Genomic DNA, 23,277 nt, shown 5'->3' with positions numbered 1-23,277 from the left:
TATCGTAGCGGCGCAATTCATTGCGCAATAAATTGCGCCGCTACAGGTCCGGATTTGCCTGGTAAAATCAGGCCACAACGATTACGCGCTGACCGGCAAATTCAACCGTCTGACCGGGAAAAATCTTGCAGCGCTTACGCGTCTCGATAGCACCATCAACGCGTACTTCGCCTTCGTCGATCACCGCTTTGGCCTGCGCGCCGCTCTCCACCCAGCCTTCCAGCTTCAGCAGATCGCACAAATCAACGTGCGCATGTTTACCCAGTGAAAAACTCGCCATTATGCCTGCTCCACGTCGTGATACTGTTCGCACGCCAGCAGCGTGTTCTCGATCAGCGTGGCGACCGTCATCGGGCCAACGCCACCCGGTACAGGCGTGATGTAAGCCGCGCGCTCACAGGCTGACGCAAAATCCACATCACCAACCACTTTGCCGCTTTCCAGCCGGTTAATACCGACATCAATCACAATCGCACCCGGTTTGATCCAGTCGCCCGGGATAAAGCCCGGCTTACCGACTGCCACTACCAGCAGGTCGGCATGCTCAACGTGATGGCGCAGATCTTTAGTGAAACGGTGCGTGACAGTGGTGGTGCAGCCGGCCAGCAGCAGCTCCATGCTCATCGGACGACCGACGATATTCGATGCGCCAACCACCACGGCGTTCAGGCCGTAGGTATCGATGTTATAGCGCTCCAGCAGCGTCACGATGCCGCGTGGCGTACACGGACGCAGCTTAGGGGCGCGCTGGCACAGACGACCGACGTTATAAGGATGGAAGCCATCAACGTCTTTATCCGGCGTGATGCGCTCCAGCACTTTGACATTATCGATCCCGGCCGGCAGCGGCAGCTGCACCAGAATGCCATCGATAGCGTCGTCATTGTTCAGCTCATCGATCACATCCAGCAGTTCAGCTTCACTGGTGCAGGCGGGCAGGTTATAAGCGCGCGAGACAAAACCGACCTCTTCGCAGGCGCGGCGTTTGTTAGCGACATAGATCTGCGATGCCGGGTTTTCACCGACCAGCACTACGGCCAGGCCAGGGGCGCGTTTACCGGCAGCGAGACGCTGCTGCACTTTTTCGGCAACCTCAAGGCGCACCTGCTGCGCAATCGTTTTACCGTCAATAATTTTTGCTGCCATCAGAGAGGAAATCCATCTGTAGAGAGTTAAATCGGGGATGGCGCCTATTCTGTCAGAAGCGCGTGCGGCTGTCAGTCACAGATTCGTTTACGCGACCGGTTTCCCGATTTTTCGCCGTGGCGCGCGCCAGGCTTAGCGCGTATTATGCCCGCCAGGCAATGATGTGGAACACGTGATGATTTGGTTGATGCTCGCCACGCTGGCGATAGTGTTTGTTGTGGGATTTCAGCTGCTGACTGCCGGTTCGCGCCACGCCGCGCAGGCGCTCAGCAAGCGGCTGCAGCTGCCGCCGGTGCATGTTGAATCGCTGCTTGCGCAGATGGGCAAAGAGGCGGCAAACGAGTTCACCGATTACATTCGCGGCGACAACGAAGCGCACCTCAATAATGGCGCGGCAGTGCTGCTGATCTGGCAGGTGCTGATTGTTGATGGCAGCGATGAGAACGCGCAGCGCTGGCATCACATTCTGACGAAGGCGGGGTTCTCCGCCCTGATTTCACGTCAGCAGCTGTTGCTGGCGCTGGGCTTTCTGCGCCAGCTGGAGCCGGACAGCCAGGAGCTGCATGCGTTACGCGAGCAGTATAATGCGCGCTTCACGCCGCAGGGGATTGAACTGGAAGGGGAATCCGCGGAGGTGAGTAATCTGGTCTCGCTGAGCGAGTGGCGTCAGCGTCATTAAGGCGAATTGTTCATTCCCTCGACACTCTGCCGTCCGTTGGCGGCAAAAACGTTGACGCGCCAGCGTGCCGACGTATAATCCGACGCATCTTCTATGCGCCCTTAGCTCAGCTGGATAGAGCACCGGCCTTCTAAGCCGTAGGTCACAGGTTCGAATCCTGTAGGGCGTGCCAAATACTTTCAATGACTTAACAGCCTCCTTCAACCTTCAAAATTTCACCGTGGGACAAATTTGGGACACGACTGCCAAAAATCGCGTCAATTTGCCTCGCATGCTCGGTAAGATGATTAGGTGCCAGGTGAGCATAACGCTGAACCATTTCTATGCTCTCCCATCCTCCCATTTCCTGCAAAGCCGATAGCGGAACTCCTGCCTGAATAAGCCAGCTTGCCCAGGTGTGCCTCAGGTCGTGAAAACGGAAAACGCCACGATTGATGACATGCAGGTGCGACAACGTGACGATGCTGCTCTTGATGCGAAATACACAAAGGAGTTAGTCAGTGCTCAGGCAATTATCGATCAGCTGACCTGCTCCCCGATGATGAATCTCTTCGACAAGGGATAACAGTTAGCCGCGGTGTGAAGCGTTGCGAAGCTGGTTGGCAGGTAAAGCGTCGTGATGGAATTATCCTGTGGTGTAATCAACCATCGAGATAAAAACATGAAGCCAATAGACACTACTTCGTTCAATCTTCTGATTAAAGAAATCATAAGCAAGAAAAGCACAGCCATCGAGGTCGCGCAAGTCTTGATAAGAGGTTAAAGGCTCAAAGTAAAATGCTTAACGCCTGGTCAGTATCAAGAATTGCTGAAGCTATTATGAATCGAACCGCCTTCGGGCGGTTTTTTTATTGCCATCACAAATTGGATTCGGAAATATTCACTCCCATAGGAATGATGTCTTTTCTTGGTTGAACACAATACAGGCGCTATGCCATTCCTTGCCATCAAGCAGCATCTCTACGCACTGCGTAGGATAAAGGTCATCAGCAGGTTGAAACCGTTCATAATCTGAGTCAGCACTAAGCATCACATCGTGATTCACACTGACTATCCAACCATCTGGATTAGTGGGATTAGGCTCCCGGACACACAAAAGCCTGGCCTGAAAAAAATTATCAGGTAGGCCATCAAGCATACAGCCTGTTGCCCATTGAAGAAGCTCTTCTGTTGAATGTCCTGGCCTGGAGTCTTGCTGTTTTTGCTGGTTAGTGATTAGTCGCTTGAATGTGGTGAGAAAAGAAAACATACCGTCTCCTTGGTTTTGCCAAAGTTAACATATTATTGCCATCATCATGGACTGTCTCATTTTGATGGCAATATATCTGGGGGGATAAATAGGCTCTCAATGCCCGACACCTACCGCATCACAGTAACCACCAAATCTTGTGAAACGCATGAAGGCCTGATGAACAGCTCTCAGCCAGAAGTAGTCAACGGCTTCATTGGAATTGATCTACGGTGGCGGTTGGTTATATTTGGTTCCTAATGACGTGCTTAAGATGGAGTATGTGCCAATGCAAGCTGAATACGATCCCAGCGAGCTAGATACTTTTCATCGTCTGCTTTAGATATTTTGAAAAGCGGCACCTGATGATGCCACGTTGACTGAGCATCAACGTCGTGGCTTGGGACAATATACACCGTAGGAACTGAAGTGTTTTTTATATCTTCAGACATATTACAGAAGACATAAAACAAGTCTGGCGACACGATTGGCCTATGATTGCCAACGGTCCATTGCCTTGGAGCAGATCTGGCCCAAGAACCTTTTACCTGAATACTTATGCTTTTAGAACCGTCAATTGTCGCAATGATATCGACCCTGCTTGAACCGCTCGTTGTTAAAGCTGCGCTTATGCCAAGGCGAGAAAGCATATAGGCAATATAATATTCTCCTGCATCACCGGCATTCTTTGCGGTACGTTTAGTAACTTCTGACATATTAAATTCCTGGAATTAAAATGGCACTCACCGACAAACAAGAGATGTTCTGTCGCGAGCGATAATGTTGAATGTCAGTTTTTTTGACGCTCAAAGCGGATATTAACCTTATGCCCTTTGATGGTTACATCTTGTTGCTGACCGGGCAAAATGATACCAGCCCAGTAGATTGATTGACCATTGAGCGCCCGCAGGAAGCGAACAGTATATTTATTATTTTTCTTAGTGACCTGAACTGTTAAGAATTGTATCTCGTCACTCTCTTGGTGAGATGACGTTTGCGGCACGATCAGGCCTAACCCTTGTGTCATAAAGCGCACACCATCAATCGTTACCGATACCCAAAAGGATTCATAGGGGTCAGCACAATCTCTGACAGTCTGCTTAGGTTCCCCGAAGGCTTCAAAAGTAACGGTTGAACATAAATCGCTGTTAGCCAGAGCGGGGTAAGATAGACCTAAGAGGATGAGCGCAAATGCATTGGCGTTAGTTCGTATGTTCATAGTCACCATGAGTGAAAAGAGTTTTAAGAGTATATCGGCCTTATCTATAAAAACTTGATGGGAAATATTGAAAATGGCATCACCAGATTGGGAGGCCATCGAGTCGGCTTACCGGGCTGGGTTGATGTCTATCCGCGAGATTGCATCGCAGCAAGGAATTACCCATACCGCGATTAACAAGCGGGCGAAGAAATAGGGATGGGAGCGCGACCTAAAAGCGAAGATAAAAGCCAAGGCTGAATCACTGGTTTCCAAACGTGAGGTTTCCAGGCAGGTTTCCAGCGAAAAGATGGTTTCCGAACGGCAGCTGATTGAGGCTAATCGGCCGATAATCTGAGTGGGAATGCAAAAGTGTTTGCGTTATCCAGACCTTTGCACACTGTGTCGTAATTGTGTCGCCACAGAATGCATGTAGATGAAGTTGAATTACATGGAATGACGCTTAACGACACAATCCGTGTTGCGAGCATGGATTAATGGTCTTGTTTCAATGGGTTATATTAAGGTCTACTATCTTCTAAGCCGTAGGTCACAGGTTCGAATCCTGCAGGGCGTGCCAAATTCATATCAAGAGACGTCATTTGACGTCTTTTTTATGCCTGAATTTTTCTTTTCATCTCTACATCCTGGCGCACATTCTTAGCGTTCAAGCCGGATTTTTATACTGAAACCGGCGAGATAAGAAAATCGTATACGATTCAAAATCGCACCTCGAAATGATCAGAAGTAATACTATTAATCATTTAATATCAACATCATACACATTATTAAATCAATTCCTGTTACGTGATATAAATCACCTTTTCGACCCAATGGTCAAAAATTGCACATTGACACTTGTATAATCGTATACGAAATTGCGGTGAAACAGTTTTGACTGGAATTTCACCATGAAGACCGCAATTGCTTACCCGGGAATGCATGCCAGCGATCGCCCAATGGGCCCAGCTCCGCTTTCCGCTGCCGTACTGCACGAACCGATGCTGTTTATCTCAGGCCAGGTTGCGATCAATCCCTATAGTGGTCAGATCGTGGGCAACGACATCGCCAGTCAAACTCGCCAGGTCATGAAGAACGTGGGCGATTTATTGAGCGAAGCGCAAATGACCTTCGACAACGTGGTACGCGTAACGATCTATCTCACCGATCTCAGCACCTTCAGCGAGATGAACGCGGCCTACAGCGAATTCTTCCAGTTTCCTTTCCCGGCTCGCGCAACGGTCGGTATTCAACTTAACCATCCCGACCTGCTGGTCGAGATGGAAGTCACGGCGATGCGCTAATGCATATTCATATCGAAAACGACGCCAGCGGCCCACTTGCCTTGCACCTGTCAAGGGAAATGCTGCAACAACAGCTTGATGCGCACCCCATACTGCGTAGCCACTTCACGTTGACGGAAAACAGCGATGCTACCCAAACCGCCACGTTCCTCGCGAACTGCGATGTGATGTGGAGCGGACGCAAGTTGGCGCTGGATGCCTTCACTGCCCCCCGCCTCGGCTGGGTGCAGGTGATGTCGGCGGGCGTTGAACAGTGGCTGGCAAACTGGCGTGAGGGCGTCATGCTCACTAACGCCTCAGGCGTGCACGGCGACAAAGGCGCTGAGTTCATCCTGATGGCCGCCCTGATGTTCAATTTTGGCATTCCTGGCTTCTTACAGGATCAAGCACAGCGCCTGTGGCGCCCCACGTTTGGTGGCTGTGCACGCGGCAAAACCGTGCTGTTGCTCGGCGTCGGGGGTATCGGTGCGGCTGCCGCCAACAGGCTTACGGCGCAGGGTTATCGGGTCATTGGGGTGACGCGCAGCGGTCAATGTGATGCCGATGTGGCGAGCTGCATCCGCATTGATGACATAGACGACGTTCTACCGCAGGTGGATGTGTTGGTTTCAACACTGCCTCTGACACCGCAAACGAACAGATTATTTGATCGCCGCCGTCTCGATCTTCTGCCTGTGCGTGCAGGTGTCGTGATTGTCGGACGTGCCGCCGTATTTGATTACACCTCCCTGCGCGAAAAATTGTGTGCAGGCGAGTTGGCAGGTGCAGTACTGGATGTTTATCCGCAAGAGCCGCTGCCGATTGACGACGCGCTGTGGAACACGCCTGGCGTGGTCATGACGCCGCATTGCAGCCTCGACGATCACAGTGCTTATCTCCAGGGTTGTTTAGACGTATTTATCGATAACTTGGTGCGTTTCCGTAGCGGTCAACCGTTGCGTAACCAGGTTGATGTAGCCAGAGGTTATTAAAGTCGTATTACTTACATACCTTAAGGTCGTTCATAAAACACAAGGTCATCGCTTACACCTTCACCAGCACCAGGGGAACCTTATTATGAAATTTGCTCGCATCGCACTACTCATCTCTGGTATTACCGGCACCTTGCTGGCTGGACTTTCCAGCGCGCATGCTGCCAGCACCGATCCCATCACGCCGACCGCCAGCGACTTTGCGGCGATGGCGCAGTGCAAGGCGCTGCAGACAAAATATCCGTCACTGAAAGGTAAAGATTTGGTTGTGGGCCTCGGCGGTTACACCAAAGGTTTTGAAGCACCCTCGGAGAAAGATCCGAGCATTATCGAAGGGCTTGATCCCTCACTGTTCGAGCGCATCAGCAGTTGTCTTGGCGCCAAACACACCTATCAAACGGGGTCGTTCAACGTACTGTTGACCTCCATCTCCAGCGGCCGTGCCGATATCGGTCCGATGCTGTATGTCACCGATGAGCGTCTGAAACAGATTGCTTTCGTGGCCTCAATGCAGGTTCAGGATGGATCGGTTCTGGCGAAAGGCAATCCGAAGAAAATCCACCACGTTGATGACCTGTGCGGCAAAACTGTGGCTGCCGCTGCGGGCTCGTATGAAGCTAATAAATTGGTGCCAGAGCAGAGCGCCAAATGTGCCGCCGCTGGCAAGCCTGAAGTTAGCATGCTGATGGTGCAGAACACCGACAACAGCATCCAGGCGGTGAAAAGCGGTCGTGCCGACATCTACCTGACCGAAGCCGGTTCAGCAATTGCCATTGCTAAAGCCGATAAAACGCTGGAGAGCGGCTTCACTGTCGATCTGCCCATCATGGTTGGCTTCCCGATCGCCAAAGACAACGCCATCCTGCGCAGTGCCGTGCTGGATGCAATGAAAGTGATTCAGGAGAGCGGTGCTCAGAAGAAATTACTGGATTATTGGGGCCAGGGCAGTGCTGCTGAACGTCCCGTTGTTGCACGTGGTTAATGAATAAACTCAGCCGGATCAATTGGGTTGCCGCCGCGCGTGCAACCCAAACGATCACGTTGGGGGAGATTACGCCTTGGATGATTTTCTTAAATACCTCACCTTCCCCTATCTGTGGGAAGGTGCCGTCATCGCCGTGCAATTGCTGATTGGCGCACTGGCGGGCGGCATTGTGATCGGCTTTTTCCTGGCGTTAGCCAGCACATCGAAGCACTGGTTTATCCGTGTGCCCGTAAAAGTCTACATCTATCTGTTGCGCGGCACGCCTGTGCTGTTACAGCTGATTTTGCTCTATAACGTACTGCCCGAATTTGGCCTGCGTTTTAGCCCCTTCACCAGTGCGATGCTGGCGCTGATGATCAACGAAACCGCCTTCTGTGCCGAAATCATTCGCGGCGGCATTATGGCTACCGATCGCGACCAGAGTATGGCAGCACAAGCCTTTGGCTATTCCCGCACCAAAGAGATGATCCACGTGGTCATTCCGCAGGCACTGCGCGCCATTCTGCCGACCATGGGTAACGAAACGGTTGGCCTGCTGAAATCCACCTCACTGGCCTCCGTGGTGGGCGTCAATGAATTGACCATGCGCGGCCAGGCGATTGTGTCGCAAAACTTCCTGTTTATTCCGGTACTGGTGGCTTCTGGCGGCATTTACCTGATTCTCTCCACACTGCTCGCGGGGGGCCAATGGTGGCTGGAGAAGTTCTACAACCTTGATGAACGTGCTCGCCGCGCCCGTGCCCGTCAGGAAAAACTGCCAGCGGAAGCCGATGTGATGTCTGTGCAATTACCGAAACGCCGCTGGGATACGCAAACTGCCGCCCCCGTGCTGGAAGTCGATAAGCTGTGTGTCGTATACGCGGGCAAAGCGGTGCTGAAATCGCTGTCACTGACTGTACGCCGTGGTGAAGTGGTGGTACTGCTGGGGCGTTCCGGCTCCGGTAAAAGTACGCTATTGAAATCGATTCTGGCACTCACGCCACGCAGCAGCGGCACCATCCAGACGGAAGGCCACTATATGGGCAGCGACGAGAAGGGGCGCCCATTGGCTGCACGTTATTTACCGGCCAACCGAGCAAAATCCGGTATCGGTATCGTGTTCCAGCACTTCGCATTGTTCGATCACCTCACCGCATTGGAAAACGTGATGAGCATTCTGTTGCGCGTGCAGGGCGCTCAGCCTGAGATCGCACGGGCCAAAGCGATGCGAGCCCTGAAAATGGTGGGATTGCAGGATTTCGCCGCTTCATTGCCGCATGAGCTCTCCGGTGGACAGAAACAGCGCGTGGGGATTGCCCGTGCCCTGGCCGCCGAGCCGCAAATACTGCTGTTTGATGAGCCGACCTCTGCACTCGATCCTGAACTGGTACGTGAAGTAAACCAGACCATGCGTAATCTGGCGCAAACCGGTATCACTATGATTATCAGCACCCATGACATTGCCTTTGCGGCAGGTGTCGCGGATCGCGTGGTGTTTCTGCAAAACGGCACCCTGATTGAAGAAGGGCCTCCGGCCATTTTACAGGCCCCGAAAACGCCGGCTTTTGCCACTTTCCTTGAGCATGAAAACGCGGCGGAGGCCCAGCATGCCACTGCATGATCTCGCTGCACGTGAACGTCTTGGTGATGCGTTGTTCCGTTATATGCAGGGACAACCCGCGGATGCACTGCCTGAAGACCCCGATGCCAATCAGTTGGCGCTGCGTCGCTTCCGCCTGCTGCCACGTGTTTTGCAGGGTAATGAGGGGATCAATACCGAGACAACGCTGCTTCAGCAACCCTGGGCTGCTCCGCTGGGTGTCGGTGCTTTTGCCGGTGATCGCATCTTCCATGAAGAGGGGGTGCTGCCCATCGCTCGCGCCTGTAAACGCCTGCAATTGCCGCTGGTGATCTCGGAAGAAACCGTGACGCCGCTGGAACAGATTGGTGCAGAGTATGACCGCTGTTGGTTGCAGTTGCGCGCGGCAGGTGATGTTGGGCGCATCAAAGGCTTGATCGACCAGGCTGCACAGGCCGGATTTAAAAACATCGTGCTCACCGTACTGGCCCCGGTCCATCCCGTTGCCGGTTTGCAGCCCGGCGGGTTCTCGATTGGTGATGCCTTAAAACAGCGCGGTTGGCATACCATTGGCGGCACCCAACCAGGCGTTGAAGCGTTGCCGGCTTTTCCTGTGTGGCGCTGGCAGCACATTGATGAGATCGCCGCACACTGTGCCGCGATCCAACTGCCACTATGGCTGAAAGGGATTTTGCATCATGACGATGCAACTCAGGCCGCACAGCACGGTGTCAGTGGCCTCATCGTCTCCAACATCGGCCTGCGCCAAAGTGCACGCTGGGCAACACCGGTGGACCAGTTAGCCGATCTCCAGGCCGTGACACGCTTGCCGCTGCTGTTGGACGGCGGCTTACGCTGCGGCAGCGATGCCGTGGTTGCGCGTTGCCTCGGTGCATCGCTGTCATTGAGCGTGCGACCGGTCATCAGCGCCCTGGTGGCAGGTGGCGAAAATGCCGTGTTCGATCTGCTTTTCAGCTGGATCAATGAAATCACGGCAATAAGCCACTGGTGTGGCGTCAGCGATATGGCGTCGCTCAACGGCAATTATGTCAGTGAGGTACGCACCTGATGCAGCAACTCATTTTCAATCAGGGGGATGCCAGCGAATCCCGCATCTACTATTGCGCCCATTATCTGGCTGACAACCTCGGCTTATTCGCGGCCGGGCAATTACAGGTCACGTTCACCACCAGCGCATCAGGTGGCCATACCGTGCAGGGTGGCCAGGTTCCTGCCGTGCTGAACCGTGATGCCGACCTGACGCTGGGTGGCCCGATGGTGGTCATGAAACACTTCCAGCAGCATGGCGCAGAGTTGCAGTGCTTTTGTGCATCGGTGGCGGCCAATCCCTGGTTCCTTGCCGCCGCGCAGGCCGAGCCTGATTTTCAACTGCGGGATTTACGTGGCAAGCGCGTGGTGGATGTCGGCAACGTTGGCACGGCCACAATGACTTTCCGTTGGTTGCTGGCACAGCACGGTTTGCAGGACGAGGTGACGTTAATGGCTGGAAGTGGCGACCAGACGCGGGATTTTGCCGCCGTTGCCTCGGGTGAAGCCGACTACGCACTCCATGCCATGCACATGCTGGCTCCGGCAATTGCCGACGGACAGCTGTGCAGTGTCAGTAGCCTCGCCACATTGTGCGGCAACGTCCCATGGAGCGCGTATATCGCTCGCGCCGATGTGTTGGTCGAGAAAGCGACCGCTTTCGCCGCTTTCTCTCATGCCATCGAACAGGCTCTGGTCTGGATAGCCTCACACGATGCTGCCGAGCTGGCAGCACGCGTGCAGCAGTACTACCCCGATTATCCCCTTGATGCACTGGTTACCGGGCTGGCAGCTTATCAACAAGCGCACGTCTTTGCGCCCGGCAGCCAGATTCCGCAAGCCGAGTTTACCCACTTCAGCCAGCTTCTGAGTGCGATTGGCTGGCTCGATCCTTCTCAGCCGGTGCCGTATCACGCACTGGTTACGCAGGCAGGAGTAGAGAAATGAAACAGTTAATTATCAATGGGCTAGTGGTGACCGAGACGCGCACCGTTCCCGCCGATTTACTGATTGAGGACGAAAAAATCAGCGGTATCCTGACGCCTGGTGCAATCCCTGACGGTGTGGACAGCATCATTGACGCCAGGGGATTGATTATCGTACCCGGCGCCATTGATGTGCATACCCACTTCACCGGCTCGCATGATTTTCCACAACAGGAGTTGCGAGAGGGTACGCGTGGCGCGGCAGCACACGGTGTGACCACTATCGTCGAAATGCCACACTCATTACCCCCCGCCACCACCCTGGTTAACTTCACCGCTAAACAACAGTGGCTGGCTGAAAACAGCTCGGTGGATTACGCCATGTGGGCCGGACTGGATGGCCGCAACCTGCACGAGCTGGCGGCGTTAGACCACGCCGGCGCAATAGCCTTCAAAGCCTTTCTGTGCAGCGGTGCAGTGAATGGAGAGGCCACCGATGAGAAAGGTCTGCCGCGACTTGATGACGATGGTCTGCTGCGGGCGATGCGTGAACTGGCGACCTTCGACGGCCTGATTGGCGTTCACGCCGAAAACCACGACATCCTGATCGGTGCCGGTAGCGAACTGCGCCGTGCCGGTCGCAAAGACACCCGTGCGCATGCGCTGGCTGGCCCTGAGATCGCCGAAATTGAGGCCGTGGGCCGTGTGCTGACGGTCGCGGAAGAGACCGGCGCGCGTTGCCACATCGTGCATGTGAGCTCTGCACGCGCTGCCGAAACCATCGTCGCCGCCAAAGGCCGCGTCCGCGCCAGCTTCGAAACCTGTCCGCACTATCTGATTTTGGATGAAGACGACCTGGTCCGCATTGGTCCTGACGCCCGTTGCGGCCCACCGATTCGTCCCCGTCCCGTTGTCGACGCATTGTGGCAAGTGCTGCTCCGTGGCGACGTCGATATGATCGCCTCAGATCACTGTCCTTACACGCCTGAGCAAAAACAAGCCGGTAAAACCAGCATCTGGGACGCTGGCATGGGGTTAACCGGTGTCGAGACGCTCAGCCCGATGTTCTTCAGCGCTGCACACATCGACCGCGGCCTGGCATTAACAGACTTTGCCCGAATGACCGCCAGCGGTCCGGCAAAAGCATTCCAGTTATGGGGCAAAAAAGGGGCGATCGCACCGGGCTTTGACGCCGATTTGGTGTTTTACGATCCGCAACAAAGCTGGACAGTGGAAGGCACGGCGTTTCAGGGGCTCGGCAAGTGGAGCGCATTTGAAGGGATGCGCTGTCAGGGTAAAGTGGTGCGCACACTTATTCGTGGGGTCACGGTATTCAGGGATGACCAGATGCAGGTAGAACCCGGCTTCGGCCAATTCGTGACCCGACAGGCAGCAACAGGACAATAACCATGGCAGGAAAAACGTCACCCACCCGCCGCAAGAGTATCGCACCGCTGGCACAAGACATCGTCACCGATGAGGGCTGGCAAACCGCGCGCCCACGCACCCTGGTCGATCATGCGGTCGACGCGATTCTGAGTGCCGCATCACGCGGCCTGATTCTGCCTGGCGACCGCATTGCCGAGCCGGACCTGGTGGCCAAACTGGGCATGAGTCGCGTGCCGATCCGCGAGGCGCTCCGCATTCTGGAGAGCCAGGGCATCGTCACCAGCGAGCCGTATAAAGGCATCCGTTTGATGGAGATATCTCATCAGCGGCTGGAGCAGATTATTGACGTTCGCATCCCACTGGAGACGCTGGCCTGCCGCCGTGCCATCGAAGCCAGTCGCAACGGCGCCGGGCAGCTTAATCAGCTGTATCAGGGCGTCGCGCAGATGCAGACCATGATGCAAAACGATGATGTGTATGGTTTTGCTACGGCGGATACCGATTTTCACCGCACGCTGTGCAGCTTTGCCCATAACCCGGTACTGAGCAACTTGTGGGAGTCGATTGCACGCCAACTAACGGTGATTTTTGGCCTCTCCACCATGGGCAAATCCATGAGTGACATCATTGAAGAACACCAGCGGTTGATCAACGTGTTCGCCGACGGCGATATCGCGCAGATGACCGACGAGATTGAAAACCACATTCGTATTCAGGCACTGGATGTGGATTACGAAACCTTGATTACGCAGCGCCGACAGCAGCGTTCCGCTGTGGGCTAATGCTTTGTTGATTGCCTTTACACCAGGATACCATGATGAAGATCACCAATGTTGAGGCGTTTTATCTGCGCCTGCCGGTTATTGAGCAGCGCACAGATAGCTCTCAGGATGCGCTGCTTATTAAAATTACCACCGATGCCGGCATTACCGGTTGGGGTGAAGTGGATGGCAGCCCATATGTCACCAAAGCTATCATTGAAGCGCCCTATTCACACACCATGGTCACAGGTCTGAAATCGCTGTTAATCGGCGAAAACCCACTGGAGACCGGCCGCCTGTGGAAGAAAATGCACCGAGCCACCATCTATTACGGTCGCAGCGGTGCCGTATTACAGGCGATGGCGGGCATCGATATCGCCCTGTGGGATATCAAAGGCAAAGCGCTGGATAAACCGATTGTCGAGCTGTTAGGCGGTGCGATGCGTGACAAGATGCGCGTTTACTCGTCCAACATGTTCCAGTACAGCGTGGAAGAGACCGTGGCGCGAGCCCGGCATGCCATCGATACCGGCCATACCGGCGTGAAATTTGGTTGGGAGCCGTTTGGTACTGACGAAGCCATGGATTTGCGCTTTCTTGAAGCGTTGCGCGAAGCGATGGGCGACCACGTCGATCTGATGCTGGATGTCGGCCACGTTTGGGATGCCAAAACCACCGTGCGTCGCAGCCAGCGTTATGAGCACCTCAATCTGTTCTGGATCGAAGAGCCGTTGCACCCTGATAACTACGCCGGTTACGGCCAGGTGTCTGCCGCGTGCCAGCAGCACATCGCCGCCGGTGAGCAAGAGTGTTCCGTTGTCGGCTTCCAGCGTTTAATTGATGAAGGCGGTATCGACATCGTGCAGATCGACCTGACCCGCACGGGCTTCACTCAAGCGATGGAGATTGCCAGTTACGCGCACAGCCGTGGGCGCAAAGTGTGTAACCACAACTTCACCACCGACATTAACACCGCCGCTTCACTGCACTTCCTGTGTGCGATTGAGAACGCGTTGGTGATGGAATATTGCGTTGAGCCGGGCGAAATCAGCCGTTCACTGGCGAAAAAACCTGTACGTATCGCCGACGGTTATGCATGGTTACCCAGCGAGCCAGGGTTGGGCGTCGAGCCAGACGAGGCAGTGATCGCGAAGTTTTTGGTTCGCGAATAAATACCGAAACGACTGTCTTATTTGTAGGGCGCGGCCTTCATACTGCTCGCTGCGCCTGCGGGTATGCCAGGGCACGCCCTACCTAATAATCGCGTCTGTTCTTTGGCGAACGCAACGCACAGGGGCGCCATCTGCTGCGGATAAGCAGGGCTCCGCCATGACGAAGATTGCACCTGGTTTTAACCTTGCAAATGCATCAGGTGGACCGCCCGGGACATTCATCGGCCAGAATCTGGGCTGGCGCGCAACCTTTGTCGCTATCGTGATAGTTGCGTTAATTTCAACGGCGTTAATTGCTGCATTTATGCCAGCTAAATTACCTCAGGCTGAACAGTCAAAACCGGGGGCCATGCATCGTGAACTGAGCGCGCCTGGCAACCCAACGCTTATTTTCGCGGTGATTACGACAGTGCTGGCTCAGGGGGGCGGTATTTACGGCTTCGACATACGTTGTGCCACTCTTAATCTCTGCAGGCGCGCATTCAGTCACTGGCTGTAGCCGCTCCGACGCTGGCGCTCTCAGTTAATGTTTCTGCCTTAAATCCTGGCAACGGCTTAGGTACCTGGATGGGAGGCACGGTGCTGGATTTAGGTTTCGGTATTCGCGCAGTGCCTTTAGCCGCTGCGATGCTTGCGGCGGTCAGCCTGATTATCACCTTATTTGCCTGGTGTCTCAGCCGTCGGCCCCTGACGCCAGCGCTTGAATCGTGACCCGCAAAAAGTGTGCGTCATCGGGCGCATTTGTGGGTGCGCCCGATGAGAGTGACTCGTTTGCAGGCACGGTTTCCGCAATCTATCCGGGATGCTATAAATGCATAAATGATCTGCATGGATGCAATGATGAAAAAAACACTCTCACTTATCGCCGTCATGTTATTAGTCGGCTGCCAGTCCCATATTAAACAAACAGCAAGGCAGTCATTCAGGTTTCCAAGCGCTTCCGAGATAAGAAGCGAGTGCGAATCGCAAACCTCCTCGCAAATAGCAAATAAAGATACGCATCTGTGGCTTTGTCAGGTCGTTACCGCAATACAGTATCGGTTTTTTGACGCGAATTTATATCACGGTAAGACCTGTGATTTGGTCATTACGCAACCCTTAGGTCAGCCACCGACAAACGTCACTGCGCAGGGCGGAGATGCTGATCTGTGCGCCGTCGCTATCAATGCGGTAAAGCAGGCGATAGATGCCAACACCTTCCCCATGCGGCCTGTGTATCTGAAAGAAAAGATACCGGTGCGTTTTGCGCCCTGACTGACTTTGTCCTGAGCAGACCGTTGCTGCATAAGCGTAACCATAGGTAACAAAGTTCGCCGTTTACCTCCTGTATATCATGCCGTCAGTGCTGCCAGGCTATGCTCAGCATTACTGACATAACACGTATCTTTATGGAGATTTACGGCAATGAAAAAACAGTGGATTGCGGCCCTGGCAGCGGCAGGCCTTCTTTTAGTGGTTAGCGCCCAGGCAGAGGCAAAAGGCTGCCTGAAAGGCGCTGTCGCTGGCGGCGTGGCAGGTCATCTGGTTCATCATGGCGTTGCCGGTGCGGCAGCTGGCTGCGCGGTGGGCCACCACATGGCCGCCAAAAAACAGAAAGAGGCGGAACAAAAGCAACAGCAACAGTAAACCGCGCCGGGCATATTCAAAGCCGGGTGATAATCTTTTGCGACTGGCTGGGAGCGATGTCTGATTTAGCCCTGGCCAGAAATAAGTCTTATAAATATGAAAAAGCGTCGCGAAGGACGCTTTTTAGGTTTTGCTGTCAGAGGCTGGGCTTTACATCGACAGTGTATGGAACTGAGTAGCTGCAGCTTCCAACTGGTGTCTTCTGCTTTGTGATGAGTCTTTGCCTCATCAGTAAGTTATCCAACCCCGCAACTCTCTACTCAGAATCCAATATTCACCCGAATCATAATCATCTGGTCGCGGGTTCGCTGTGCATCAAGCCCCAGCGTTCCCTGGTAAGCGATTCCGGGCGTGATATTGTGCGGCAGCAGAAAATCGACCGCGGTGCCTGCCGTTAACGTCTGGCGGCTTGGCTCGGTCAGCGGTACTCGCCACGTATCGTTGCCCGTATCAGCATAACCCACGCGAGCGATACCATTGTTGCTGAGTGTCTGCGCATACTCCACACGGCCCTGCAAGCGCAGCGCGATTTGACCGCTTGTTACCCGATGCTCACCGCGCAGCCCGGCGCCACCAATGATCTGAGAAACCGTTTGCGGGGCATAAGCCAGACTATATGCGTCTGCGCCGGACTCACTGTAGCCATCAAGCCATGTGCGGTAATACTGCAGGCGGCCATAAGGTGACAACAGGCTGTCTGTGGTTCGCAATTCATAGCCTGAGGTCAGCGAGGCGAAAATCTGCCGTCCGGAGCGGCTGCCGCGAGCTTCACTGGAGGTGCCGGTGATGACGCGTTTGCTATCGAAGTCCATTACGCCATGCCCAAGCAGGCCGTCCACGAAGAACGTCCCTGGATGATAGCTGCCATACAGTGCTGCGCTGAATGCGCGCCCGTTGGTCCGCGTGCCGCTGTCGCCAATGTCGCTGACGTCACGGCCAAAACCAATGCCTAATCCTGCCGCGACGGCGGAAGTGAAGCGGTAGTCGGCACCGGTAGACACGCCCACGGTGGTATGACTGAAATGCACGCCGCCGGCTTTATCGCCACCAAAATCAACATAGCCGCCTGTCCAGTAAGACAGGCGCTGTACCTGCCTGTCGGTGGAGAAGGGCAGCGCGGGGAGAGAGGGCTGCGCCGGGCGTTGATCATTGAAGGCTTTCTGCTGCCACGCGGTTACCCACATTTTCTCGTCAGCATCATGCTCTGCCTGAGCCGATGGCAGCGAAAAGCGGATACCGTTGATGTCCGAAGGGAGTTCGCCGCCGCTGTGTAACTGTTCCAGCCTGTCGCTGAAGTTTCGTAGCTGCGCGCGAGCGAAACTCTGCGCGGCACGATACTGAGCGCTGACCAGACCAACGACGTCTGCGTCCTGCGCAGGGTTGGGACGGGCGGTAATAGTCAACGTCACGCTGGCCGGCGGTGTTGTGCCGGCAGGGCCGATCAGCACATAGCGCAGTGCGACGCTGCCACTGGCCTGTGCGGCTGCGGTGAAAAACAGCTGAAACTCACTTCCCGACGCATGTATTTCAGCTTTGCCGAGACTGCTTTCCGGTTGATCAAGCAGCTGCGCACCGGTAAACGGACCGCCTGTCGCACCGCTGGTCAGGTTCACCATGACCGACTGAGCGGCAACAAGCGTGGCGCTGTGGTCAGTAGCCTGAGGCCCGGCAGCCGTCACCGACAGCGTGTAATTAACCCGCAGGGTAGCGCCAACAGCATCGGTAACCTGAACACTGAACTGGCTATTACCGGCTGCCTGTGGCACGCCGCTGAGCTGTCCATCAGCGAATGCCATGCCCGCAGGCAGCGTTCCGCCAGACAGCCAGCGATAGGGCGCGGTTCTTCCCGTCACGCTGAAAGTCTGTGCGTACATTTTTCCTGCTTCAGCCGGTGGCAGCTGACCGCCTGCGGGTTGTAGCTGCAGGACTGACTGCGTAGCTGCCGTGACAGCCAGGGTATAACTGGCTGTGCCGCGGTTACCCAGGCTGTCTGCTGCGGTGATCTGAAAGCGATAGTTCCCGGCTGCCTCAGGCGTGCCGGAGAGTTTGCCTGTCGGGCTGTCCAGGTTGATGCCTGCTGGCAGGTTAAGCGCGCTGAAGGAATAGGGAGCCGTCCCGCCTGCTGCGGTCACTGTTGTTGTCCAGTCGCTGCCGGCGGTTGCAGGCTGCAGCGTTCCGCCGGGTGGCGAAAGTGTCAGAACGGACTGCGACACGCTGATTAAAACCTGCGCGCTGCTGGAGGTTCCGCTACTGTTGCTGGCGGTGTAAGTGAGACTGTCGCTTCCCGAGAATCCTGCAGCAGGTTGGTACGTTATGCTGGTGCCGGATACGGTAATGCTGCCGTGTGAAGGTGGAGTAATGATGGTGATGGACGTCGCGACGCCGCCGGAAAGGCTGAGAGGCAGCGTATTGTTGCTGCTGTTGGCCGCGACCGTGGCTGCACTGTTGCTGGCTGAGGGGGCCGCAGCGTTGATAGTCAGCGTGTAGCTGGCGGAGCCGCTGGCCCCGTGGGCGTCCGTCGCGATGACCTGGAAGTGATAATTTCCTGCCGCTGCGGGCGCTCCGGACAGCGTACCGGCGGATGCGTTCAGCGACAGGCCAGGCGGCAAAGCGGTGCTGCTCCAGGTATACGGAGCCGTGCCGCCTGAGGCGGTGAGCGTCTGCGACCAGGTGTTGCCGACAGTCGCTGCGGACAGCGCACCCGATGCCGGTGACAGCGCCAGCGCGGGAGCGCTGACAATCAGCGCTACGGTAGCATCCGCAGAGGTTCCACCCCCATTTGCGGCATGCCAGACAAAGCTGTCGCTGCCGGAATAACCTGCTGCCGGCGTATACATCACGTCAGTACCTGAAACCGTGGCGCTACCGTGCGCCGGAGGCGTTACGAGAGTTACCGACGTCGCCGCCCCACCGCTGAGCGCCAGCGAAATAGTGTTATTGGTGCTGTTGGCCGCAACGGTTGAACTGCTGTTTGCCGACGCTGGCGGCGCTTCTGCACGGGTCACGCTGATGCTGTACCCGCGGGTGGTACCATCCTGCGCGCTCACCACCACGGAAATAGTGTTGCTTCCGACGTTCAGCGCGATGGCCTGCGAGGCCGACCCCGAAGCCACTGATGAGCCATTGACTGTCACCGTGGCATGGCTTTCATTCACCACCGGCGTTACCGTCACCGACGAAACATCGAAGTTAACCGATGCGCTGTAATTGCTGGTGGCGGCACTGAAAGAGGGTGAGAGCGCGCCGGCAGACAATGACAGACCTGACAACGTGGCATCGCTGGATGACGATGAGGCACTGGTACAGTTAAATACGAGGTTACTGATCTGTCCATGCGAGGTGGTAACCCGCACGGCCAGCCCGTTGGCCTCCAGACTGCCGGCCGGTACGGTGATTGTCACGGTGTGGGAAGAGGTTGTGGTTGAATTTACGGCGTTGTAAGTCTGAGCATTACTCAGGTCAAAACGAGCCACGCTCAGACTGTCGGCGTTCATGGGAGTGCCGCCCACAGCAGAACCGCTGTCAGTAAAGCTCAGCGTCAACGCGTCGCCAGCGGTAAAGTCCGAGGCAGGATACCTGTTGGCGCTATAGGACAGAGAGGTGGAACCTGACAGGGCATTGACGGTAGCACAGCCGTTAGATAACGCTGAGGCTGACGGAGTGATACCCCAAAAAAAAGCAGCCGTTATCAGCCAGGCGTAAATACGCCCGGCGGTTAAAGAAGCATTCATGCGCTACCCAGAGATGATTAATATTTTTATGTTTTTTATGTTACCGGGAAGCGACGATGACAAAAGCGTAATTAAGGGAGTAAAAACCGGCTATCACGCGGGTTAGGCAATAATACGCGAGTGCGTTGCCTGCGTTGTCTGAACTCATGCTGTCACATCGGCTCAGGCTTTTTCATCGAACCAGTTCTGAAACCCCGCTATTGCATCAGGCATCATGTCGCGTGCGCGTTCCATAATCAGGGTCTCCGCAGAGCGCAGTCCGTTCTGCGGGTGCGAGGCCTCGCACAGTGCCAGAGCCAGGTCTGAAGCATCAAGCATCGCCAGGTTGACTCCGACGCCAACCGGCGGCATCAGGTGAGCGGCATCGCCAATCAGGGTGATGCCCGGCCGTGGTGCCCAGCCAAAATCGGCGGGCAGGCTGTAAATCGGGCGTCTGACATAGTCACCGGTGGCGTTTACCACCAACTGCAGGGAAGCGGCCCAGTCGCGGTAGCTGTCGCGCACCCAGGCGGTGAGGCCGGAGGAGGCTATGTGTTGATCGATGACATCAGGGGCGCGCTTCATCGCCGCATAGACGCAAATCCTCCCGCCGCCGTTGCGTTGCGTGACCAGCGCCTGCGCACCGCCAAAGCTGAAAGCGGTCCCGTTGCCGGCAATGCTGTTGATTTGGTCGGACGGGTGATCTATCCAGCCTTCGAAAAAGGTAATGCCGGTATAAACCGGACGTACCGGTGTCAGATAACGGCGGACCCGCGACCAGGCACCGTCTGCACCAATCACGATATCGGCTTCGTAGCGCCTGCCGTTTCTGAATACCAGCCCGTGCGCTTTTTGCTGGCCATCGTCAACGTAATGCAGTTTGTGATCCCACTGCAGGGTCTGCGGTAACAGGGCGCTTAGCAGCAGGTTTTTCAACTCACCGCGATCGATTTCCGGTTTATCCATTTCACCTTCCGGCGTGAATCTGTCGGCCTCAACTTCTCCGGTAAGGTAATTCAGCATCCGGCTTTCCTGATCCTCGTGCCTGGCGATGTTGATGAACTGTTCGAGCAGGCCCGCTCTGCGCAGCGCCGCCTGGCCGCTGTCAGCATGCAAATCAAGCGAACCGCCCTGACTCCGCGCAGCATCCGCCGGCTCATCCTCAAACACCGTCACGTTAAAACCGTGGCGCTGAAGAATCACGGCCGCCGTGAGGCCTGCCGGGCCGCCGCCCACGATAGCGATAGTTAGTTTGTCCGACATGTCTGTTCTTCCCCGATGTAAAGTGGATACTGTATAATCACAAAGTTGACATATCAACTACGTGGCGGGATAAATAATGGGCAGCACAGAGATTTCAGACGCAGAGTGGCAGGCATGGCGCGGATATCGCCGGCTTGCTGAAATCATCACCGGACGCATTGTCAGAGAGATCAATGAGGCGACCGGGTTGTCCGGCCCGGATTTCATGATCCTGATGGAAATCAACCGCAGTCCGCAGGGCGTACTGCTGCAGCGTGAGCTGCTGGAATACCTTGAATGGGACAAGTCGCGGCTATCGCACCAGCTTTCACGTATGGCCGCCCGTGACCTGGTACAGCGCAGCCGCGCGACTCGCGCAGGGATTTCAGTCCGCATGACAGCGGCCGGGAGCCAGCTGCTTGCTACAGCGCGGCCGATACATGCCGCGGGCGTGCGGCGAAATTTCCTCGATTTGCTGACGCCGGAAGACATCGAAGGGCTGATCGCCATCACCGGGCGGTTACGGCAGTCTGCCAGCGGTTTTATCGAATAACTCCCGGCCGGTCAGCTTCAGACACTCCTTCTGTAACCGGCACAATCGCGGCAGCCGTTGACGGGATTATGTGAAAGATTAATTAAAACAGGGGCTTGTATTTTTCGCGCTGTCAGGCTGTTGACAGCCTCTTCGTGCTGGCCCTAAATTGAGCGGTCGCTCTAATTTTGAGCCTGGTCCTGCCGCTGATGGTGAAAACAATGTTACTGAGAGTCTCCTCCCGTTTCTGGCGTTATCTGATGAAGAACCTTCTGACGTATGCTGCCATTCTGCTTGCCGGCGGGTTAGCCACCGCGAATATGGCCAGTGCTGCCGTCACCCATGTCGCTATCTATCGCGGCGGTGCCGGCTGTCCGGGCTGCTCCGAAATGGTCCGTAAATCGCTGGAACAGAGCGGTCTGCCGCTGGACATCGCGTATGTCGGAGAGCAGGAAAAAATAAAGGTCACGGAGGATAATCTCGCCACTTTTGATGTGTACATCCAGCCCGGAGGCGGACAGGACATCCCCGGCGCCTTTGCTGCGCTGGGCGACGAAGGGGCTGAGGCCATACGCAAATTTGTCCGCAATGGAAAAAGCTTTCTCGGATTGTGCATGGGCGCGTATCTGGCTGATGAAAACTGGCTGGGGCTGATCCCCTCATCGCTGGACTCTGAAGTCATGCGCAAGGGGACCAATATACCCGACGAGGGCGATTACGTTGTCGATGTTGTCTGGCAGGGGAAAACCGAAAAATTTTATTATCAGGATGGTCCTTACCTGAATGCCGAAGACGCGCACGGCTTTGTCGCTCTGGCGCGCTATGCCAACGGTGATATCGCGCTGGCGAAATATACTTACGGTAAAGGCACGGTGCTCCTGAGCGGACCGCATCCGGAAGCGGATGAAAGCTGGATGGCGCCGGAGAAAAACAATCCGGCCTACACCTCAGCCGGCAGCAAGATGGCCAGACTGATTAATGATTTAAAGCCCGGGAGGTAAGCGGCTATGTGGAAAAATCCCTGCTAGCGACAAAGTTTCTGCAAGGCGGCCATTATCTCAAGAAAAAAATGTGTCCGCTTATCCGCAGAGTAGTTAAGAATAAGCGCGCTTGAGTAACCGTCAATCAGGGCGTGAAGATTACGCGCCACCTCGTCTTTACCTGCTTCGCTGAGGTGGCCAAATGCCTGGCCGGATAAGCCCTGACGGATGATTGCCGTCCACGTCTGCGTGCTGGAGAGCAGCAGCTGCTCATATTGCGTATCCCTTGCCGCCAGCGGCCACAACTCGAGGTAGATCAACCAGTGAGAAGCCGGCCCGTCTGGCAGGAGATAATCCACCAGCGCACGAAAAAAGACGTCATGCTGTGAATCATCCCTCTTTTCACTCTCTACAGAGAAAGCGGCAACGTCCTCATCCAGCATGAAAGCAATCGAGTCCAGCCTCAGCGCATCCCAGTTTTTGAAATAGTGGTAGATATGGCTGCGGGATATGCCCAGCGTATTGGTCAGATCGCGGGTTGAAACATTGTTGAAGCCGCGCTCGCGAAAAAGCTGCAGCGCCGCGAGAATGATATTTTTCTTAACCGTTTCTTTTTTCACGTTCAACCTTAAAAGACACCGTTGTCCTGAACGTTAATTCAGCAACCTGTCGCCGGACCTGCCTTTCTGCGTTACGCCTTAGCGTGTTTCTCATTAACCAGCCAGCGTACCTTAGCAGAAAATTTTCCCCCTGTCGGGGGCGGGATTGCAGCAGGCCAGCCAGGGTTTGAACGCAGTGCGAGGGCGCGGCTGCGGCGCAAACC

23 protein-coding genes, 1 tRNA gene and 3 pseudogenes are annotated in these 23,277 nt (G+C 55.3%); 18 read left to right on the top strand and 9 right to left on the bottom strand.

Annotated elements, in window-relative coordinates:
• Positions 1–67: 67 nt before the first annotated feature.
• Complete coding sequence (gene ybcJ / locus K7H94_RS13615) at positions 68–280, bottom strand: ribosome-associated protein YbcJ (protein ID WP_141496715.1); 213 nt, start codon at positions 278–280, stop codon at positions 68–70.
• The gene (folD, locus tag K7H94_RS13610) at positions 280–1,146 is read right to left on the bottom strand and encodes a bifunctional methylenetetrahydrofolate dehydrogenase/methenyltetrahydrofolate cyclohydrolase FolD (protein ID WP_222951195.1); all 867 of its coding nucleotides are present in this window, start codon (positions 1,144–1,146) and stop codon (positions 280–282) included. Before folD ends, ybcJ begins: the two co-directional genes overlap by 1 nt.
• Before the next feature lie 175 nt (positions 1,147–1,321).
• On the opposite strand from folD, the gene K7H94_RS13605 reads away from it, so the two are divergent.
• Together K7H94_RS13605 and K7H94_RS13600 are read left to right on the top strand one after the other, a co-directional pair.
• Positions 1,322–1,825, top strand: coding sequence for a DUF1198 family protein (locus tag K7H94_RS13605; protein WP_141496716.1), 504 nt, complete (start codon positions 1,322–1,324; stop codon positions 1,823–1,825).
• Positions 1,826–1,920: 95 nt separating this feature from the next.
• A tRNA-Arg gene (locus tag K7H94_RS13600) sits at positions 1,921–1,997 on the top strand.
• Positions 1,998–2,012: 15 nt separating this feature from the next.
• Here the strand turns inward: K7H94_RS13600 and K7H94_RS13595 are convergent.
• Positions 2,013–2,246 (bottom strand): annotated as a pseudogene (locus K7H94_RS13595) (tyrosine-type recombinase/integrase); the annotation flags it as partial.
• Between K7H94_RS13595 and K7H94_RS13590 the strand changes: the two are divergent.
• Positions 2,235–2,351: pseudogene (locus K7H94_RS13590) on the top strand (lysis system i-spanin subunit Rz); the annotation flags it as partial. The pseudogenes K7H94_RS13595 and K7H94_RS13590 overlap by 12 nt on opposite strands.
• A gap of 354 nt (positions 2,352–2,705) precedes the next feature.
• Here K7H94_RS13590 and K7H94_RS13585 read toward each other — a convergent pair.
• The 3 genes from K7H94_RS13585 to K7H94_RS13575 form a co-directional block, all read right to left on the bottom strand.
• Complete coding sequence (locus tag K7H94_RS13585) at positions 2,706–3,074, bottom strand: hypothetical protein (RefSeq protein WP_222951194.1); 369 nt, start codon at positions 3,072–3,074, stop codon at positions 2,706–2,708.
• A 248-nt stretch (positions 3,075–3,322) separates the two neighbouring features.
• Complete coding sequence (locus K7H94_RS13580; protein ID WP_222951193.1) at positions 3,323–3,769, bottom strand: hypothetical protein; 447 nt, start codon at positions 3,767–3,769, stop codon at positions 3,323–3,325.
• Between the two features lie 74 nt (positions 3,770–3,843).
• Positions 3,844–4,371, bottom strand: coding sequence for a hypothetical protein (locus K7H94_RS13575; RefSeq protein WP_222951192.1), 528 nt, complete (start codon positions 4,369–4,371; stop codon positions 3,844–3,846).
• Here K7H94_RS13575 and K7H94_RS23010 point away from each other — a divergent pair.
• The 13 genes and pseudogenes from K7H94_RS23010 to K7H94_RS13515 form a co-directional block, all read left to right on the top strand.
• Positions 4,346–4,606, top strand: a pseudogene (locus K7H94_RS23010) (hypothetical protein); the annotation flags it as partial. The gene K7H94_RS13575 and the pseudogene K7H94_RS23010 overlap by 26 nt on opposite strands.
• A 556-nt stretch (positions 4,607–5,162) precedes the next feature.
• Complete coding sequence (locus K7H94_RS13570; protein ID WP_222951191.1) at positions 5,163–5,555, top strand: Rid family detoxifying hydrolase; 393 nt, start codon at positions 5,163–5,165, stop codon at positions 5,553–5,555.
• Complete coding sequence (locus K7H94_RS13565; protein ID WP_222951190.1) at positions 5,555–6,526, top strand: D-2-hydroxyacid dehydrogenase; 972 nt, start codon at positions 5,555–5,557, stop codon at positions 6,524–6,526. Before K7H94_RS13570 ends, K7H94_RS13565 begins: the two co-directional genes overlap by 1 nt.
• 85 nt (positions 6,527–6,611) lie before the next feature.
• On the top strand, positions 6,612–7,508 hold the full coding sequence (locus K7H94_RS13560; RefSeq protein WP_058757928.1) for a transporter substrate-binding domain-containing protein: 897 nt from the start codon (positions 6,612–6,614) through the stop codon (positions 7,506–7,508).
• A gap of 76 nt (positions 7,509–7,584) precedes the next feature.
• Positions 7,585–9,111: an amino acid ABC transporter permease/ATP-binding protein gene (locus K7H94_RS13555; RefSeq protein ID WP_058757927.1), complete on the top strand. Its 1,527-nt coding sequence runs from the start codon at positions 7,585–7,587 to the stop codon at positions 9,109–9,111.
• A complete protein-coding gene (locus K7H94_RS13550; RefSeq protein ID WP_058757926.1) occupies positions 9,098–10,138 on the top strand; it encodes an alpha-hydroxy acid oxidase in 1,041 nt (346 codons plus the stop codon). Before K7H94_RS13555 ends, K7H94_RS13550 begins: the two co-directional genes overlap by 14 nt.
• Positions 10,138–11,064 (top strand): ABC transporter substrate-binding protein, encoded by a 927-nt coding sequence (locus tag K7H94_RS13545; protein ID WP_222951189.1) that lies wholly within the window; start codon positions 10,138–10,140, stop codon positions 11,062–11,064. The genes K7H94_RS13550 and K7H94_RS13545 overlap by 1 nt, the downstream gene beginning before the upstream one ends.
• Complete coding sequence (locus K7H94_RS13540; RefSeq protein WP_222951188.1) at positions 11,061–12,449, top strand: dihydroorotase; 1,389 nt, start codon at positions 11,061–11,063, stop codon at positions 12,447–12,449. The genes K7H94_RS13545 and K7H94_RS13540 overlap by 4 nt, the downstream gene beginning before the upstream one ends.
• A 2-nt stretch (positions 12,450–12,451) precedes the next feature.
• Positions 12,452–13,213, top strand: a complete 762-nt coding sequence (locus tag K7H94_RS13535) for a GntR family transcriptional regulator (protein ID WP_058757923.1) — start codon at positions 12,452–12,454, stop codon at positions 13,211–13,213.
• Between the two features lie 35 nt (positions 13,214–13,248).
• Positions 13,249–14,364: a mandelate racemase/muconate lactonizing enzyme family protein gene (locus K7H94_RS13530; protein ID WP_058757922.1), complete on the top strand. Its 1,116-nt coding sequence runs from the start codon at positions 13,249–13,251 to the stop codon at positions 14,362–14,364.
• Between the two features lie 157 nt (positions 14,365–14,521).
• Positions 14,522–14,863 (top strand): MFS transporter, encoded by a 342-nt coding sequence (locus K7H94_RS13525; RefSeq protein ID WP_222951187.1) that lies wholly within the window; start codon positions 14,522–14,524, stop codon positions 14,861–14,863.
• A gap of 329 nt (positions 14,864–15,192) precedes the next feature.
• Positions 15,193–15,618: a cell envelope integrity TolA C-terminal domain-containing protein gene (locus tag K7H94_RS13520; protein WP_245001374.1), complete on the top strand. Its 426-nt coding sequence runs from the start codon at positions 15,193–15,195 to the stop codon at positions 15,616–15,618.
• A gap of 150 nt (positions 15,619–15,768) precedes the next feature.
• Complete coding sequence (locus tag K7H94_RS13515; protein ID WP_136545622.1) at positions 15,769–15,990, top strand: hypothetical protein; 222 nt, start codon at positions 15,769–15,771, stop codon at positions 15,988–15,990.
• Between the two features lie 260 nt (positions 15,991–16,250).
• Here the strand turns inward: K7H94_RS13515 and K7H94_RS13510 are convergent, their stop codons facing one another.
• A complete protein-coding gene (locus tag K7H94_RS13510) occupies positions 16,251–19,484 on the bottom strand; it encodes an autotransporter domain-containing protein (RefSeq protein ID WP_222951186.1) in 3,234 nt (1,077 codons plus the stop codon).
• 399 nt (positions 19,485–19,883) lie between these two features.
• The gene (locus K7H94_RS13505) at positions 19,884–20,963 is read right to left on the bottom strand and encodes an FAD-dependent oxidoreductase (protein WP_222951185.1); all 1,080 of its coding nucleotides are present in this window, start codon (positions 20,961–20,963) and stop codon (positions 19,884–19,886) included.
• Positions 20,964–21,039: 76 nt separating this feature from the next.
• Between K7H94_RS13505 and K7H94_RS13500 the strand changes: the two genes are divergently transcribed.
• Positions 21,040–21,495: a MarR family winged helix-turn-helix transcriptional regulator gene (locus K7H94_RS13500; RefSeq protein ID WP_215786389.1), complete on the top strand. Its 456-nt coding sequence runs from the start codon at positions 21,040–21,042 to the stop codon at positions 21,493–21,495.
• Positions 21,496–21,734: 239 nt separating this feature from the next.
• Entirely contained in the window at positions 21,735–22,475 is a 741-nt protein-coding gene (locus K7H94_RS13495; protein ID WP_420874717.1) for a BPL-N domain-containing protein, read from the top strand.
• 23 nt (positions 22,476–22,498) lie between these two features.
• Here the strand turns inward: K7H94_RS13495 and K7H94_RS13490 are convergent, their stop codons facing one another.
• Positions 22,499–23,074 carry a TetR/AcrR family transcriptional regulator gene (locus K7H94_RS13490; protein ID WP_193751834.1) on the bottom strand — a complete coding sequence of 192 codons (576 nt, stop codon included), beginning with the start codon at positions 23,072–23,074 and terminating at the stop codon, positions 22,499–22,501.
• Between the last annotated feature and the right edge of the window lie 203 nt (positions 23,075–23,277).

This window comes from Pantoea dispersa, from assembly GCF_019890955.1.
Taxonomy (GTDB): Bacteria; Pseudomonadota; Gammaproteobacteria; order Enterobacterales; family Enterobacteriaceae; genus Pantoea; species Pantoea dispersa.
The sequence above is the reverse complement of the archived record's forward strand: the minus strand, read 5'-3'. Positions and strand labels throughout refer to the sequence as shown.